Origin of the sequence: Hymenobacter fodinae (assembly GCF_004745825.1) — a bacterium.
Classification (GTDB): Bacteria; Bacteroidota; Bacteroidia; order Cytophagales; family Hymenobacteraceae; genus Hymenobacter; species Hymenobacter fodinae.
Genome location: NZ_SRLA01000007.1, coordinates 62,206 through 77,741 on the forward strand (window position 1 = coordinate 62,206; position 15,536 = coordinate 77,741).

Annotated in this window: 14 protein-coding genes; 8 read left to right on the forward strand and 6 right to left on the reverse strand. The window is 58.0% G+C overall.

The features are described 5' to 3' along the window. Window positions 1–385 precede the first annotated feature (385 nt). Window positions 386–739 (reverse strand): winged helix-turn-helix transcriptional regulator, encoded by a 354-nt coding sequence (locus EU556_RS24170; RefSeq protein ID WP_210116368.1) that lies wholly within the window; start codon window positions 737–739, stop codon window positions 386–388. 106 nt (window positions 740–845) lie between these two features. On the opposite strand from EU556_RS24170, the gene EU556_RS24175 reads away from it, so the two are divergent. Together EU556_RS24175 and EU556_RS24180 are read left to right on the forward strand one after the other, a co-directional pair. Further along, complete coding sequence (locus EU556_RS24175) at window positions 846–1,589, forward strand: SDR family NAD(P)-dependent oxidoreductase (RefSeq protein WP_245327892.1); 744 nt, start codon at window positions 846–848, stop codon at window positions 1,587–1,589. Window positions 1,590–1,825: 236 nt separating this feature from the next. Further along, window positions 1,826–2,293: a hypothetical protein gene (locus EU556_RS24180; protein WP_135436827.1), complete on the forward strand. Its 468-nt coding sequence runs from the start codon at window positions 1,826–1,828 to the stop codon at window positions 2,291–2,293. Window positions 2,294–2,325: 32 nt separating this feature from the next. On the opposite strand, the gene EU556_RS24185 is transcribed toward EU556_RS24180, so the two are convergent. Further along, a complete protein-coding gene (locus EU556_RS24185; protein ID WP_135436828.1) occupies window positions 2,326–2,775 on the reverse strand; it encodes a hypothetical protein in 450 nt (149 codons plus the stop codon). A 997-nt stretch (window positions 2,776–3,772) separates the two neighbouring features. On the opposite strand from EU556_RS24185, the gene EU556_RS24195 reads away from it, so the two are divergent. Continuing rightward, complete coding sequence (locus EU556_RS24195; protein WP_135436830.1) at window positions 3,773–4,249, forward strand: hypothetical protein; 477 nt, start codon at window positions 3,773–3,775, stop codon at window positions 4,247–4,249. 260 nt (window positions 4,250–4,509) lie between these two features. Here the strand turns inward: EU556_RS24195 and EU556_RS24200 are convergent, their stop codons facing one another. Next, the gene (locus EU556_RS24200) at window positions 4,510–4,890 is read right to left on the reverse strand and encodes a hypothetical protein (protein WP_135436831.1); all 381 of its coding nucleotides are present in this window, start codon (window positions 4,888–4,890) and stop codon (window positions 4,510–4,512) included. Between the two features lie 345 nt (window positions 4,891–5,235). Between EU556_RS24200 and EU556_RS24205 the strand changes: the two genes are divergently transcribed. Next, the gene (locus tag EU556_RS24205) at window positions 5,236–5,817 is read left to right on the forward strand and encodes a hypothetical protein (RefSeq protein WP_135436832.1); all 582 of its coding nucleotides are present in this window, start codon (window positions 5,236–5,238) and stop codon (window positions 5,815–5,817) included. Between the two features lie 159 nt (window positions 5,818–5,976). Here the strand turns inward: EU556_RS24205 and EU556_RS24210 are convergent, their stop codons facing one another. Then, complete coding sequence (locus EU556_RS24210; protein ID WP_135436833.1) at window positions 5,977–6,516, reverse strand: hypothetical protein; 540 nt, start codon at window positions 6,514–6,516, stop codon at window positions 5,977–5,979. A 646-nt stretch (window positions 6,517–7,162) separates the two neighbouring features. Here EU556_RS24210 and EU556_RS24215 point away from each other — a divergent pair. From EU556_RS24215 to EU556_RS24230, 4 genes are read left to right on the forward strand one after another with little or no spacing between them, the layout of a single operon-like run. After that, a complete protein-coding gene (locus EU556_RS24215; protein ID WP_245327895.1) occupies window positions 7,163–10,336 on the forward strand; it encodes a SusC/RagA family TonB-linked outer membrane protein in 3,174 nt (1,057 codons plus the stop codon). 16 nt (window positions 10,337–10,352) lie between these two features. Then, on the forward strand, window positions 10,353–11,801 hold the full coding sequence (locus EU556_RS24220) for a SusD/RagB family nutrient-binding outer membrane lipoprotein (RefSeq protein ID WP_135436835.1): 1,449 nt from the start codon (window positions 10,353–10,355) through the stop codon (window positions 11,799–11,801). A 10-nt stretch (window positions 11,802–11,811) separates the two neighbouring features. Next, window positions 11,812–13,167, forward strand: coding sequence for a sodium:solute symporter family transporter (locus EU556_RS24225; protein WP_135436836.1), 1,356 nt, complete (start codon window positions 11,812–11,814; stop codon window positions 13,165–13,167). Beyond that, window positions 13,160–14,038, forward strand: a complete 879-nt coding sequence (locus tag EU556_RS24230; RefSeq protein ID WP_135436837.1) for a metallophosphoesterase family protein — start codon at window positions 13,160–13,162, stop codon at window positions 14,036–14,038. The genes EU556_RS24225 and EU556_RS24230 overlap by 8 nt, the downstream gene beginning before the upstream one ends. Before the next feature lie 43 nt (window positions 14,039–14,081). Here EU556_RS24230 and arsS read toward each other — a convergent pair whose 3' ends face one another. Together arsS and EU556_RS24240 are read right to left on the reverse strand one after the other, a co-directional pair. Next, on the reverse strand, window positions 14,082–15,128 hold the full coding sequence (gene arsS, locus EU556_RS24235; protein WP_135436838.1) for an arsenosugar biosynthesis radical SAM (seleno)protein ArsS: 1,047 nt from the start codon (window positions 15,126–15,128) through the stop codon (window positions 14,082–14,084). Window positions 15,129–15,174: 46 nt separating this feature from the next. Further along, entirely contained in the window at window positions 15,175–15,510 is a 336-nt protein-coding gene (locus EU556_RS24240; RefSeq protein ID WP_245327896.1) for an arsenosugar biosynthesis-associated peroxidase-like protein, read from the reverse strand. Window positions 15,511–15,536: the final 26 nt, after the last annotated feature.

Here is a 15,536-nt window from a genome sequence, read left to right on the forward strand (position 1 = left end):
TTGCGTTGAAAGTAGAATTCACAGAGCGAGTGAATAGGGCTTGTAAGTCGAATTACGTTAACTAACGGCTTATCATAATTCGACTTATCAGACCATTTTATTGGAGTAGGCTTACGGTAAGAGGCCTGCTTCTTGGCCTCAGTTACAAGTTTGGTCCACAAGTCGCACTTGCGCTTGTTGCCGATAGCTGAAAGGTGGGCGTAGCCAACCATAAATCATCTGGTTCAGAAAGGATAGCTCCCGGAGCGACCTTTCCGAACCCACTTCTTGACTCAGGCACAGGCGCTGTTCTGCTCTGTTACGGGCGTGAGAAAGGAGGCGTCTGAAAGGTGCGCCATTCGGAGTCCTATCTAGGTGTTGGTAATAGGCCGTACTTACTAAGGCTTCACTTGCCCACAATTTGCTTGTGGTGCACTACTCCCCACGCCGCTAACCCTTCGATAAGGGGTTGCAGCGTTTTGCCATGCTCGGTCAACTCATAGTGCACCGTGATGGGTTGGGTATCTACCAGGGTCCGCTTTATAATCTGGTTCACTTCCAACTCCTTCAATTCCTTACTCAGCATTCTATTCGAAATGCCGACTACATCCGTCAAGATGTCGGAAAACCGGCGTTTGGTGAAGCAGCAAAGGGCGGAAATAATGGCAATTTTCCATTTCCCGTTCAGCACATCCATTGCGTCCTGAACAGTTCGCATGAGGTACTTACGCTGAACGTGCGCGTCTTCTTGTGGGGACATAGCCGTGTTACTTAGTTACACCGATGTTACGGTTATTTTCGATTACAAAGTTACGAAAGAGAACAAGACTAGTCTACATTTGAGCTGTCAATCAACCACACGTTTTATGATGCGTCTGACAGGAAAAAACGCGATTATTTGCGGCGGCACTACCGGGATTGGGTTCGCTACCGCCCAGACTTTTATCCAGGAAGGGGCAACGGTGTGGATCACCGGCAGAAAGGAAGAAAATCTACGGGCCGCGGCGGTAAAAATTAACAACCCCCAGCTCCGAACCGTGGTAGCCGACACCTCCACCCTGGCGGGTATCGCGGCACTGGAACAAGCTGTGCACGATAGCGGGGCCCCTATTGATGTGCTCCTATTGAATGCGGCCATCGTGGGCATTCAGTCGATTGAGCAGACCACGGAAGCGGAGTTTGATGCCCAATTCAATACCAACGTCAAAGGCCATTACTTCACGTTGCAGAAGCTGCTGCCATATCTGGGGGAGGGGGCCTCCGTGTTGTTCACCTCTTCCGGTTCTGCCACAGCGGCCACCCTGAACACAAGCGTATACGCGGCGACCAAAGCCGCTCTAAACAAAATCGCGCAGGTAGCCGCCAATGAACTGGCGGGCAGAAAAATTCGCGTCAACGTCGTGAGTCCCGGACCAGTGGCGACGGAATTAGTGTTAGCGGCTCCGGCCGAAGTGTTGCAGCATTTTGCTTCCTCGACGGCCTTGCAACGACTAGGGCAGCCCGAGGAGTTGGCCAAAGCCTTCGTATTCCTGGCTTCCGAGGAGGCCAGCTTTGTCACCGGTACGGAACTGCTGGTAGACGGCGGCTGGGCCAATTACGCGTATAAATAAGGGGCTGGCAGATAGCAACCCGAGACTTGCTACTATACTTAAACAAAAAGGAGAACAGGAGCTAGGCTTATACTAGCCCCTGTTCTCCTTTTTATCTCTTTACATAATTGGTGTTCTCGGACCACCCTCGGAAAAGTAGTGGTTTTTTTACCACTATTACTGGCCTCGAATTGTGGTACTTTGGCCAGAGAGCGAGCCCCATTAATGAAGCGAGATTTTGCTTCCAGCTAAATCGTATGAAAATCATTTTCCTCCTGATGTTGTGGTGGGTGTCGACAGACAGCGCGGCAGGCCAAGTCATTCAAGTTAAGTCCGTCACCACACGCACGGTCCCCACTACGAAGCAAACCCACCTCGACCGCGAAATGCTGCGTTTTCTGTTGTTCACGCACGAAGCGGACAAGGCAATCGATGGGCATTTCCAAGTACCTCTGCTGGTGAGTTCCAAACAGCCGGGGATTGGCGTCTGTAAATTCGGCTTGAACTCTGCTCATGCCGGGTACAACGTTGTATTCCAATACCGCCACCAACTGGTGTTTTCTAGTGCTCTCTCGTTAGCCCCACTCTTGGCACACCTTCGGCGCTTCTTAACTCAGTACCCCACTGCGTTTACTACACAGGCGCAACGCGCTGTCGAGAGTGAGCTTCGAGGCATTGTGGAGCACAATCAAACTGTTGGTGAGTCAGAATTGCTAAGTCGTTAAAATCAAGCATTTGGTTCATAAAAGGTCCTTGTTCAAACAGCTTTGGTCGTGTAATCCCACATAGCATACCCTCCGGCATAGGTAGCAATCAGTAGGTATCCTCCTGTCTCAAAATTAGCTTTACTACCTAACTGCCACGGTTCAGACGTTTCCTCTTTCGGGCTGCCTGCAAATCGCAGCTGCACCCCATTATCGAAATCAATAACCAGGTTTGCGAGATCGTCGCACTCGATGTGCGTCACCAAACGCAGATTCACACGGTTGAATAGCAAGAGCAGCTTCTCCTCTTGCGTCAGCCCAAGAGCCTCCTCAAAAACAATATTCGATTCTACTTCCGTGTCAATCGACAGGGTATGATCTTCTGACCCACCATCTCTGAACTCGAGGAATGGCATCTGGTGTGCGAGACCAAAGCTTTCTACGGCCGCGCTTGCGAGGGCTTGTTGAAGCAGTTTATTAGCAGTAGCCGTGTCTGGATGCATAAGGCTTGCAAGAAACATAGAAGAGAGAAAAGATCTTCTCTTGTACCATGATAAGGCCTGATAAAATAGGACTAAAGATCCAGTTACGCGTGGTGTTGTGAATCGTCGCTGGAGAGGTTACGGCCGAGCTTGTAACATTCTGCAAAGGAACGTTTACAGAACGTTATAGGCTTGACCATACGCTTCTAACCGGTCTCATTAGGGGCGGTTTGGATACATAAGTGTTTAAGACCGACCCTGCTCATCGAACACTAAACACTCATACCGGTGATACACCAGTAGACCTTCATTCAATTGCTGGAGTGGCAGCGTATCCACTAGAAGGGTTACTCGGACGTCTAATTTGACAAAGTCCCCACTCATTTCTGCCGCCACAGAGTAGCAGGCATCTTGTTCTTCCTCGGATAACGTCCGGTCATTATACACGCGGAGTTCCACCAAGTCCTCCGCGAGGCGGACCAGATACATAGCTCGGGTGACGGGAAGCACTTGAAACAGGAGAGCCCGGTAGAAGGAGTGTTTCAGTTCAGCATCAGTTATCACGGCACGGCTTTTTACTTCTGGAGCAAGTTCTGTCGTTCAAAGAAACGATTGTTTAGGACTGATAAAAAGGGGCTTATCAGGCCTTATGAGGAGTAGGATACCACATTAGGTCAGCTTATTGAGCCTTAGGAAGAGCAGACAATATTTTCTCATTTCCCCGTAACTAGACATGGTTCTTAGAAAAAAGGAATACGCCTCTTAGCTGTAGCATTTATGAAGGATGTCCGCAGGATCTTCCTTTTATTAACAACTCTCATGACTACGGCTATGCCGGCCGGATGCAGCGAAAAGCAGGCGGAGGAAAACCCGCTACGGGACGTTTCCGGCCGCCTGTATCTAGTTCCTCTCAATGAGAAGTACCTGGAGTTGCCCAGCGATAGTCGGCTGAACTTAGCGAATCCACAGGTACTGCTGACCATGAAACAAACGGGCTTGTGCTACCGCCCTTGATTCTATGGCCACGACGACTCCTGCCAACCAAACTGCTGTCTACCGAACGCTAGTGAATAAAGAAACCTACCGTGCCGAAGAAAAAGAGCAATTAGCGGAGTTATATGTGTATACGAAATATGCCTTAATCAACGAGCCCATACGAGCGAAACAACAGCTAGATATCACTCCTGATTTGGAGTACTTGATCCAGCATAATCTAGTGAAGTACATTTTCAATAGATCGTATGTGGACAACATGCGAACGAAGCTGTTGATTACGGGTACTGTACAGAACTACTACTTTAGGGGATCGGATTTTATTCGCTTCATGAAAGACGAAGTAGCGGCTAGCGATGGCCATGACAACCTAAAAGTCTTTTTTGAGAAGTATGATGCGTGGCCGTACATGCTAGTAGTGGACCAAAAGCTTTATCATCAGCTTCATCCTGTTCTGGTTGAGAAGTTTAAGAAGAAAGTAGTAGAGGTAGAAGAACTCTAGGGGGCAGCAAGTAGAGTAAGCCAAAGCAGTAGTTCAGGAAAGAAGGCACTTGGTAAGACTTACGCTGCTTAGGTATGGTAACCAAAGCTTATCAGGCCTCATAGTGGACGCAGCGGCCCCGACGCTGGAGTAGGAGGCGCAGTGTTAGATGGCTCAGCAGCGCGTGCGCTAGGTTGGACAGCAGCACAGCCGCAGCGGCGAGGTGAGCATGTAGAGGGTCGCTAAGGTTGCTCAGACAGCAGCCTTGCGCTATTTAGCTGTCACGTTAGCCAAGCCAAAAAGGGTTGTAGAGGCACTGTCTGTATGGGCTGCGCGGAGAAATAATGCTCAATACGCATCGTGTAGTCTAACTCGCGGCGACTCAGTTTGGCCTCTAACACCGTGTAACAGAAGTGTGCTATGCGGAGGCGTAGCGTTTCCAGTTCAACAGAGTAGGCACTCCAAGCGGTGGCTAAATACTTTTGATACGTTTCCAGCACCTGCCACACATCGGCTACCTCAACCGACGTCAAGTAGTTGTTGCGCCGCAGGGGTATGCAGGTCAAGTAGAGCCGCCGCAGCTTAGTATAAGAATGCGGAGGAGGCACCCCATTGGTGTCCCCCATTGCCACCACGCTGTGTGTTTGCTCGAGAAAATGCATAATGACAGCTGGTGCGACTTGGCTTCGGGAATAGGCCACGTAGTCTTGCCAAGTCCCCCAGCGACTCCGATCTAAACTTAGATCCAGATGCCTCAAGTAAGCATACAATGCTACCAGGGACTGGTGCTTCAGAGGAATAATAGCCATCGCTTACCAAGTAATATGTCGGACTTGCTAAAGTATGACGCCTGGCACAACGGCTAGATCAGCAAAGCAGCGTCACTTTTCCAAGATGCCGTTTATTGCCCATCTTATGTTAAGGATTGTTTCCGTTAGGGGCATTTATGCAAGTGAAGTTGTAGCACTCGCATTTGTACCCTTCCTGACCCTACGTAGCTTCCCGGCATGATGGAGCAATTCAGTGCACTGTATCCCACCGGCACCGTCCGTTACAGCCAAACCACCTACCTGGAGCTGGCGACCTCCGTGGAAGTCCACCGCATTGATTTTCACCACAAGGTAGCCGCGACCCTCAAGCGAGGTACTGGCGGACCGGTAAGCTATCACGGCGAACACCCCGCCCTCACGTATTACAATGGCCCCCTGGCGGCCCTGACCGTTCGGGCACCCACAGGGCTGCCAGTAGGTTTTCTGGAAGCCTTCTACCAGCGCTTCGCGACCCTGGCGGTGGAGTGGCAGGCGTTCCTGCCACTGTGGAGCGGGGTACAACGCAACCGGCAGTGGTTGGAAGAATACTTACAGCAAGGCCACCCGCACACGTTCTACCTTCCCACCCAAGTGACCCATGAGCTACAGGCACTTTGTTGGTTATTCGACGTGGAAGCATCCTACAGGGAATGGCGAGAACTCCTAGAATCACGATACTCCGTACCGGAACCACTGAAGATTGCTCCCCCTTTCAACGTGTTGTTCATCGGGCAGAACTATGTCATTGCCCGCGACTTTGTTGTCAGCACCCTGCGGTAGTTGACCTCCTGGTTCGTAAAGTCTTTTGTTATGTCTACAAGCCGCATTATGAGTTTAACGCGGAGCTTCTAGTGGGCCAGGATCATATGAGGTGAGGTAAATCCTGTTCGGAGTCGGTTAATCATCGGCCCTATCAGGAACGAGCAACCAGCAGGCTCTCTACCAACCTGCCAACGCCTTTCGCACGCGCCGATGAAACACGGCCATTTCCTGGGGAAACGTACGCAGGGCTTCTTCCACCGGCGCCTCGCTATACGTATCGTACACTATCTCCCCAACCGTAAAGGCAGAAAGTCGATAGGCTAGTCCTTGGGGAGTGGGCGTCAAGTGTACCTGATAGACCAAGCGCCAAACGACCCAGTCAACTGCCGAGTCCACCACGCCTGAGGAGTTCGGCTCATACGTGAGGGAATCCAGATGCGCTTGAGTACGTAGCCCCGCAAACGTGGTCGGGGGAGTTTTTTGCATCGCAAACTTGATAGGTACGGGCGGCGAGAGCTTCGCGGTGTACCACTGTTGTGCTAGCGTCTGTTGCTGCTGCGGGGAGGGAGCGGGCGTCGGCCACGGGAGCACCCCGGAAAACTCCACCCGCCCCGTCGTAGCGTTTCGAGGCCATTGCTGCGTTTCTTGCGCCCAGGACGGCATGGGCAGTAAGAGCAGGACGAGAAGCAGGCGCAGGTGATACCACGGAGAGGTCATGCGGCAAGGTACTGGTGTTACCGGAAAGCACGCACACCAGACTAGATACGTTTGCTGTGATCGTCCGCTCTGGTAGGACGCCGAGCGAACGATCTGCGTAGGCCGAGACCAGGTGAGATGGTAAGGTCACCATCATCCTACCCTGTTCGGAATGGTCAAATTTGCCCTGGTTAAGCTAGACACAGTGTTCAGCGAAACGAGCGTTTTCCGCTGCCGGCTTCGCCCTAGTAGTTGTGGCTAGTTCCTCGGTACCGGTGCAACCAACTCCTGGAACGCTCGACCACCCAGCGGGTCTACACGGGCATCAAACCGCTACTGGCGGTGAGCCCCGCCGCAGTGCTGCCGGGCCCAATCGGCTAAGCCATTCATGGTATTATTGTTTAGGCGTCTTCACGCGCGCCGCAGCCGATGAGTAGTATTGCGCTATGAGAGTATTGCTTCGGTCTGCAATCCATCTTCGTAGCTTATGCCGTTTGTTGGGCAACGCTCCGCGGGTTTGGGTTGCTAAGAGCAGGAGAACTACCCATGCTTCCGCTGTCCGTCATTCCCAGACCACCTCATGCTGTAAATGACCACACCTTCTTTCCACTGATTCTTCCCCTAGATGCGAGCATCACTACTGATTGCATTTTCCCCCTGGTTGTCCGTGTCTGCGTTTGCCCAGAAGCTCACCGGGCAGGTGGTGGACAATGGCTCGTCTGAGCCGATTCCGGGGGCCGCCGTGCAGGTCAAACGCACGCAGGCGGGCACGCTCACGAATGCGACGGGCACGTTCACGCTGACCAACCTGCAGCCAGGCGACACCCTGGTTTTTTCGAGCCTGGGCTACCAAGCGCAGAAAATCCAGTACACGGGTCAACCCAACCTGACGGTGGAACTAGTGGCGGGCCTGGCCCTCAACGAGGTCGTCGTGACGGCCCTGGGCCTGGAGCGCAACGCCCAGACCCTGGGCTACGCGGTGCAGAAGGTGGAGGGCCGCCAGGTCAGCGAGGTGAAAGCCGCTAACTTTCTCGACAACCTGGCGGGTAAAGTGGCGGGCGTCATGGTCACGGCCGGCTCTACCGGGGTGGGGTCGTCGTCGCGCATCACCATCCGGGGCGAATCGTCCTTCACCAACACCAATCCCCTCTTCGTGGTCGATGGCGTGGTGATAAACAACGCCACGGTGGTCAACCGGGTCAACGACGATGCCAACGGGTTTCAGGAAATCGACTTCGGCAACGGGGCGATGGAAGTCAACTCCGACGACGTGGCCTCGGTGTCGGTGCTAAAAGGGCCCAGCGCGGCGGCGCTCTACGGCACCCGCGCCTCCAACGGGGTCATCCTGATTACCACCAAAGACGGCTCGGGAGCGGGCAAAGGCATTGGGGTGAGCTTCAACAGCACCTTCTACGCCGAGCGGCCGTTTCAGCTGCCCCGCTTCCAGAACACCTACGGGCAGGGCAACAGCGGGGCGTTCCGGTACGGCAACGGCCTGGGCGGGGGCGTCAACGACAACATTTCGTACAGCTACGGCCCGCGGCTGGACGCGGGCCTGCTGATTCCGCAGTACGACAGCCCGGTAACCCTGCCCGACGGCCGGGTGGTGCGCGGCGCCGATACGGGGCTATACAGCGGCCAGCCCATCACCCCGACGCCGTTTGTGGCGCACCCCAACAACCTGCGCGACTTTTACCGGACGGGGCGCACGGCCATCAACAACCTGGCGGTGGCGGGCGACTACGAGAAAGGCAGCTACCGGCTTTCCTTCACCGACCTCCGCAGCGAGTCGACTATCCCGGGGGTGGACCTGAAGCGCAAAACCCTGGCCGCCCGGCTGCAGTTCGACCCCGTCCGGCGGCTTAAGTTCAGCTCCTCGCTCAACTACATCAACAGCAGCAGCGACAACCGCCCCGCGACCAAGTACGGCTCAGAAAACACCAACTACGCCCTGAGTGCCTGGCTGGGCCGCCAAACCGACATCAACCCCATGAAGCAGTACTGGCAGCCGGGGCTAGAGGACATTCAGCAGTTTTCCTACAACTATACCTTCTTCGACAACCCGTACTTCACGCTCTACGAAAACCGCAATTCGTTTACCCGCGACCGGCTCATCGGCAATGTGGCCCTGACGGCCGAGCTGGCCAACAGCCTCACGCTGCTGGTGCGCAGCGGCATGGATTACTCCAACGAGAAGCGCCAGTTTCGGCGGGCCTTCAGCAGCAACCGCTTCAAGAACGGCGCCTACGCCGAAAACGCCGTGTTTTTCCGGGAAGTCAACACCGACTTCCTGCTGAACTACGCCCGCAGTCTGGGCCCGGTGTCGCTCGACGTGTCGGCCGGGGGCAACCGCATGGACCAGCTGGCCTCGTTCGACCAGTACCAGGCCCTGACCTTGGCGCAGCCGGGCGTGTTCAAGCTCACCAACGCCGCCTCCCCGGTGGAGGTCTACCAGCAGAGCGGCCGCAAGCGCATCAACAGCCTGTACGTCCTGGCCAAGCTGGGGTATAAGGACCTCGTGTTCGTCGACATCACCGGGCGCAACGACTGGTCGAGCGCCCTGGCTACCCCCACGTCGACGGCCAATACGTCCTTCTTCTACCCGTCGGTATCGGCCAGCTGGGTGCTGTCGAACCAGTTCCGGCTGCCCGCCGTCGTGTCCTTTGCCAAAGTGCGGGCCAGCGTGGCCAACGTCGGCAACGACACCGGGCCGTACCAGACGGCGGGCGTGTTCACCGCCCGCAACCCGGTGTTTTCGCAGCCGGCGTTCAGCGAGCAGAGCACCATTGCCAATACCAACCTGAAACCGGAATCGAGCACCTCGCTGGAAGCCGGCGCCGACGTGCGCTTTCTCAACGACCGGCTGGGGTTCGATCTGACCTACTACGACGCGCGCACCCGCAACCAGATTCTGTCGCTGCCCATTGCCAATTCAACGGGCTACAGCGAGCGGGTCATCAACGGCGGGGAAGTACGCTCGCGGGGCATCGAGGCGGTGGTAAACGCCACGCCCGTGCAAACGAACCGCTTCCGGTGGAACGTGAGCCTGAACTTCAGCCGCAACCAGACCACCGTGGTGTCCTTGCCCGAAGAAGCCGGCACCCTCACGCTGGGCTACAACCGCATTTACGACAACGTGAACCAGACCGTATGGTACCAGGTGCGGCAGGGCGACCGCATGGGCGACGTGTGGGGCACGGGCTACCTGCGCAGCCCGCAGGGCGAGTTCATCGTGGGCAGCAACGGGCAGTACATTGCCGACAACACCCTGAAGAAGCTGGGCAACTACAACCCCGACTTCATGCTGGGGCTGGCCAACCAGTTCAGCTACCGGAACTGGAACGCGGGCTTTCTGCTTGACTGGCGGCAGGGCGGCCTCCTGGTGTCGCGCACGCTGGCCCTGGCCGGCGTGGCGGGGCAGCTGATTGAAACGGCCGACCGGCCCGAGGGCGGCATCGTGGCCCCCGGCGTGGTGAACACCGGCACGGCCGACAACCCGAACTACCAGCCCAATACCCGCGCCATCCCGGCCGAAACCTACTACCGGATGTACTACGACCGCAACCACGAGGAGAATAACACCTACGATGCCTCGTACGTGAAGCTGCGGGAAGTAACCATCGGCTACTCAGTGCCCGAAACGGCCTGGCTGGCCAAAAAGCTGCGGGCGCAGCGGCTGAGCGTGGCCCTGGTCGGCCGCAACCTGCTGGCTTTGTCGCACATTCCGCACTTCGACCCGGAGCAGACCTCGTTTCAGCAAAACCAGCTGCAGACCGGCGTCGAGGACATGAGCTACCCCACCACCCGCAACGTGGGCGTGAAGCTCAGCGCCAACTTCTAAGCCCCACCACCCGCCCATGAAACGGAAATTATACAGCCTCCTGCTGCTGACCGCGCTGGCCGCCTTCCTGCCCGGCTGCACGGACAACTTCGAGGAACTCAACACCAACCCCAACGCGCCGGTCGACGTGCAACCCTCGCTGCTGCTGCGCAAAATCATCTTCGACTACGGCGAGCAGATGTCCTACGAAGGCTTCGTGGCCGGCAACCTGCTGGGGCAGTACTTCACGGCCGTCGACTTCAACCTGTTTGACCGCCACAGCCTGAGCGAGCCGCAGTACGGCGGCAACCCCTGGCCATTTCTCTACAGCAACCTGCGCGACAACGAGATTCTGCTGCAGAAAGCCCGCTCGAATCCCGCTTTCGGGGTGTACGAAGGCCCGGCCCTGATCCTGAAGGCCTACCTGGCCGCCGCGCTGACGGACCTGTACGGCGACGTGCCCTACAGCCAGGCCTTGCAGGGTAAAACGGGGGTGATTACGCCGGCCTACGACAGCCAGGAATCCATCTACACGGCGCCCGGCGGCATCCTTGACAACCTCGACCAGGGTATTGCCGCCATCAACGGTTACACCGGCACGACGGCGCTCGACGGGGACTTGCTGTACGGGGGCAACCGTAGCAAATGGGTGCTGTTTGCCAACTCGCTGAAAATAAAGTGCCTGCTGCGCATTTCGCGCAAGGTGAACGTGCAAGCGGCCCTGCAACGCGTCGTGACCGAGGGCAACTATATCCGGGCGAATGCGGATAATGCTGCCTTCCGGTTCTCGCTGTCGCAGCCCAACAACTTCCGGATGGCCACCGCCCGCGTCGGGGATTACAACCTATTCATCATGTCCAAAACCAGCGAGGAGCTGCTCATGGGCCTGAGCGACCCGCGGATGGCGACGTATTTCCGCCCGACGGCGGCCAATCCGGGTACCTACCGCGGTCTGCTGAACGGCCCCGATGCCTCCCGGCTCTCGATTTCGGTGGCCGATTACTCCCTGACGGGGACCATCTTCCGGGAAAACTCGGACCGGCTGTCCGCCAACTACATGACCGCGGCCGAAACTAGTTTCTGGCTGGCCGAAGCGGCCGAGCGGAACCTGCTATCCGCGTCGGCGCGGACCTGGTACGAGCAGGGCATTACCCAGTCGTTTGCCTACTGGGGCACGGCGCTGCCCGCCGGTTACCTCAGCAGCCCCCGGGTGGCGTACGGGCAGAACGGCCAGAACCCCCTCGAGCAGATCCTGACCCAGAAGTGGCTGCACAACCTCAACAACGGCTACGAAGGCTGGACGGAGTACCGCCGCACGGGTTTTCCGCGCCTGAAAGCGGTGGCGGCCAGCCTCAACAACGGGCTGATTCCCGTGCGCCTGCCCTATCCCGCCACGGAAAGCGCGCTGAACGCGGCGCAGTATCAGCTAGCGGCGGCCAATACCCAGAACAACAGCATCAACGCGCCCGTATGGTGGGCCCGCTGAGTATCCCTATATGAGTATATCCCTGTTGCAGTGGGCGTTGGTGCTGGCCTCCAGCGTCACGCTGTTTTTCGTCTCGCCGCTGTCCCGCACCGCGCCCGAGTTTTTCCGAGGCGCCCGCCAAGAGCGGACGCCCAACACGGTTTTTTTGACGAGCAGCCTGGTCATCTCCTGGCTGTTTGCCAAGTCCATCACCAACGCCGCCAACCTGGGCCAAAGCTTCGGGTTGGTGGGGGGCGTGGCCTACGCGGGGTACTACCTGTCGTTTCTGGTGGCCGGTTTGGTCATCGTCGCCATGCGCAACCAAGGCGGCTACCGCAGCATCCACCAATTTCTCGAATCGAAATACGGCGCGGGGGCGGTGGTCGTCTTTACCCTGCTGATTATCATTCGGCTCTACAACGAAATTTGGTCCAACACCATCGTCATTGGCTCTTACTTTGGTGAGCAGGGCACCACCCATTACTACGTCGCCATTGTGGTGTTCAGCCTGCTGACGCTGGCCTATACCCTCAAGGGCGGCATGAGCAGCTCCATTATGACCGACGTAATTCAACTCTCGCTCTTCGTGGGCTTGCTCACGGTCATTCTGGGGTTTATTCTGCCGCAGTACGGGGGCAGCCTGCAGCCTCTTCTGAGCAGCGGAACGTGGACCTTGGGCCACGGCGTCGATTTGCTGCTGGTGGCCTTGGTGCAGTGTTTCAGCTACCCCTTTCACGACCCGGTGCTCACCGACCGGGGCTTTATCACCGATACGCGCACCACGCTCCGGTCCTACCTCTGGGCGGGGGCCATCGGCTCGGGCTGCATCATCTTTTTTAGCTTCGTGGGCATCTTCGCCAAGCTCAACGGCCTGAGCGGCGAAGCCCCGGTGGCCGTGGCGCGCTACTTCGGGGTGCCCATGCTGCTGCTGATGAACCTCATCATGGTCACCTCCGCCTCGTCAACCCTCGATTCGGCCATGGCCTCGTTCTCCAAGCTCATCAGCATTGACCTGAGCAAAGCGGCCGAACCCAGCGTATCGCGGGGCCGCTGGGCCATGGTGGTGCTGACGGTACTGGGCACGGTCCCGGTATTTTTCAACCCGGCCATTCTCTCGGCCACCACCATCAGCGGGACGCTGGTGCTGGGCCTGGCCCCCGTGTTTTTGTTCTGGCACGTGCCCGTACCGCGCCTGGCCTTTCACCTGTCGGTGGTGGGTGGGCTGGTGCTGGGCGGCTTGCTGACGCTGTTTCCCTTGCCCTACGCCCTGCAGCTGGGCAGCGGCAAATACGGGGCGCTGCTCAGCACCAACCTGATTACGTCGGCTTACTGTTTCGGGGTATTCGGGCTCTGCACGCTTCTTCGCAAAAATCCTTCTAATGGATAACGTACTCCCCCAAGACCTGGGTACCCTAAGCGGCCGACTGCTTGTTTTCGGAGGGCCCTACTCCAACCTGCAGGCCCTGGAGGCGCTCCAAGCAGTTGCCGAGCAGCTGCAGATCCCCCGTGGCAACATCATCTGCACCGGCGACATCGTGGGCTACTGCGCCCAACCCGAGGAGGCAGTGCAGCTGGTGCAAGACTGGGGCGTGCACGCCATTCAGGGCAACGTGGAGCAGAACATCATCCGGGGCGAAGACGACTGCGGCTGCAACTTCGCCGAGGGCAGCCGGTGTGACCTGTTCTCCCGCACCTGGTTTCCCTACGCGGTGCGCAACGTCTCGGCGGGCTCGGTCACCTGGCTGCGTACCCTGCCGTTGCAGCTGTCTTTCCGCTACGCGGGCAAGGCGGTAGCCGTGCTGCACGGCGCGGCCACCGGCATTGCCGATTTTGTCTTTGCCTCCACTCCGTGGCCGGTGAAAGAAACCAGCTTCGCCGCCACCGAGGCCGAAGTGATACTGGCCGGTCACGCCGGACTACCCTTTGCCGATGAGCGGGCCGGGCTCTGCTGGCTCAACGCGGGCGTGATTGGGATGCCCGCCAACGACGGCACCCCGCGGGGTTGGTACCTGCTGCTCGACGACTCCGATGGCCAGCTTACCTACACCTTTCACGCCTTTACCTACGACAACGGCAAGGCGCATCAGTTGATGCAAGCCAACGGGCTCCCGGATTCCTACGCCCGCACGCTCCTAACGGGCATCTGGGACAACTGCGAGATATTGCCAGCGGCCGAGAAGGCAGTGCAGGGCCAGCCCATTACGCTGCAGGACGAGGCCAGCGAGCCGAATCTGCTGCCTGCTCAGCCCCGTGGCTGAGCTTTGTTGTGTCCAAGTAGAGTAGAGCGTTGACGTGCCCAGCTCAGGCCGTGGTGCCGCCGCAGCTGGAGCCGCTGCCGGCCGTGCAGCCGTAGCAGTGCTGATTCACCACCACGGCCCGCTCGGCCAAAGTGGCCGCGTCGAAGTCGCGGAGGTGGCGCACCGGGCTGGCCACCTTCAGGTCGAGCATCTGGTTGAAGTCGCAGTCGTAGAGGTAGCCGTCCCAGCTCACCGAGATGGTGTTGCGGCACATCACGCCGGCGGCGGCCACGGGGTTGAAGGCATTGACCAGCTTCTCCATGTAGCCCGCGTAGTTGCCCGACTCGATGAGGTAATCGAGGTAGCGGCTGACGGGAATGTTGGTAATGGCAAACAGGCTGTTGAAGACGATGCCGTGGTCCTTGAAGAGCATGCGCTTGAACTGCTCCTGCAAGCCCTTTTGGCTGCCCGGCAGAAACGCCCCGGCCGGGTTATAGACCAGGTTCAGCACCAGTCCCGTGCCTTCCTGCCCGTAGCCCACGGCGTTGAGCATCTTCAGCGCCCGGATGGAGTCATCGAATACCCCGTCCCCGCGCTGGCTGTCGGTTTTGGCGGCGGTGTAGAAGGGCAGGGAGCTGACCATCTCCACGCCGTGGGCTTTGAAGAACTCCGGCAGGTCGTGGTACTTCTTGTTGGCGACGATGATGGTCAGGTTGCAGCGTACGATGATGTGGCGGCCCAGGGCGTGCAGCTGCTCCACGAACCAGCGGAAGTCCGGATTCATCTCGGGCGCGCCGCCGGTCAAATCGACGGTCGGAATGTCGGCCTGGGCCAGCGCGTCGAGGCAGAGCTGCATCGTCGCGCGGGTCATGATTTCCTTGCGGTCGGGCCCGGCATCCACGTGGCAGTGCTTGCACACCTGATTGCACATCTTGCCCACGTTCACCTGCAGCACGGCCGGGGCCACGGGCGCGAGCGGAAACAAGCTAGCCTCCCGCAGCTTCTCGTGAAAAAAGGGCAGATGCAGCGTGTCCACGACTTCCTGGCGCAGCACGGTGAGCTGAAATGCGGGTTCGGCCAGCTGGTGGCCCGTAGCCTTAAGTGATTTCATAACGGCATGAGTTGCCGGCGGCGCGGGGCGCGCGCTGCCGGCCTGATTACATGGATTGCTCTTGGGCCTTGTTCATCACCTGCACGCCGTGCACCAGCGCCGCGCCCCCTTTAGTAGCGGCCGCCACGGGCACGGCCTCCATCATCTGGGCTTCGTCGGCGCCTTTCTGCATAGAGTCAGTAGTATAGGCGTCGATGCAAAAGGGGCACTGCACGGCGTGGGCCACGGCCAAGGCAATCAGCGCTTTTTCGCGCTCCGAGAGGGCGCCGTCCTTGAACACTTCGCCGTAGTAGTCGAAGAACTTGCGGCCCATGTCGGCCTGCCACTCGGTGACGTTGCCGAACTGGGCCAGGTCGGCCGGGTTGTAATACGTCTTTTCCACGGGAAGGCGAGAAGCAGAGGGTGAGC

Coding starts and splice junctions, on each gene's coding strand:
- EU556_RS24170 (WP_210116368.1), bottom strand. CDS start 739: ATGTCCCCACAAGAAGACGCGCACGTTCAGCGTAAGTACCTCATGCGA.
- EU556_RS24175 (WP_245327892.1), top strand. CDS start 846: ATGATGCGTCTGACAGGAAAAAACGCGATTATTTGCGGCGGCACTACC.
- EU556_RS24180 (WP_135436827.1), top strand. CDS start 1,826: ATGAAAATCATTTTCCTCCTGATGTTGTGGTGGGTGTCGACAGACAGC.
- EU556_RS24185 (WP_135436828.1), bottom strand. CDS start 2,775: ATGCATCCAGACACGGCTACTGCTAATAAACTGCTTCAACAAGCCCTC.
- EU556_RS24195 (WP_135436830.1), top strand. CDS start 3,773: ATGGCCACGACGACTCCTGCCAACCAAACTGCTGTCTACCGAACGCTA.
- EU556_RS24200 (WP_135436831.1), bottom strand. CDS start 4,890: ATGCATTTTCTCGAGCAAACACACAGCGTGGTGGCAATGGGGGACACC.
- EU556_RS24205 (WP_135436832.1), top strand. CDS start 5,236: ATGATGGAGCAATTCAGTGCACTGTATCCCACCGGCACCGTCCGTTAC.
- EU556_RS24210 (WP_135436833.1), bottom strand. CDS start 6,516: ATGACCTCTCCGTGGTATCACCTGCGCCTGCTTCTCGTCCTGCTCTTA.
- EU556_RS24220 (WP_135436835.1), top strand. CDS start 10,353: ATGAAACGGAAATTATACAGCCTCCTGCTGCTGACCGCGCTGGCCGCC.
- EU556_RS24225 (WP_135436836.1), top strand. CDS start 11,812: ATGAGTATATCCCTGTTGCAGTGGGCGTTGGTGCTGGCCTCCAGCGTC.
- EU556_RS24230 (WP_135436837.1), top strand. CDS start 13,160: ATGGATAACGTACTCCCCCAAGACCTGGGTACCCTAAGCGGCCGACTG.
- arsS (WP_135436838.1), bottom strand. CDS start 15,128: ATGAAATCACTTAAGGCTACGGGCCACCAGCTGGCCGAACCCGCATTT.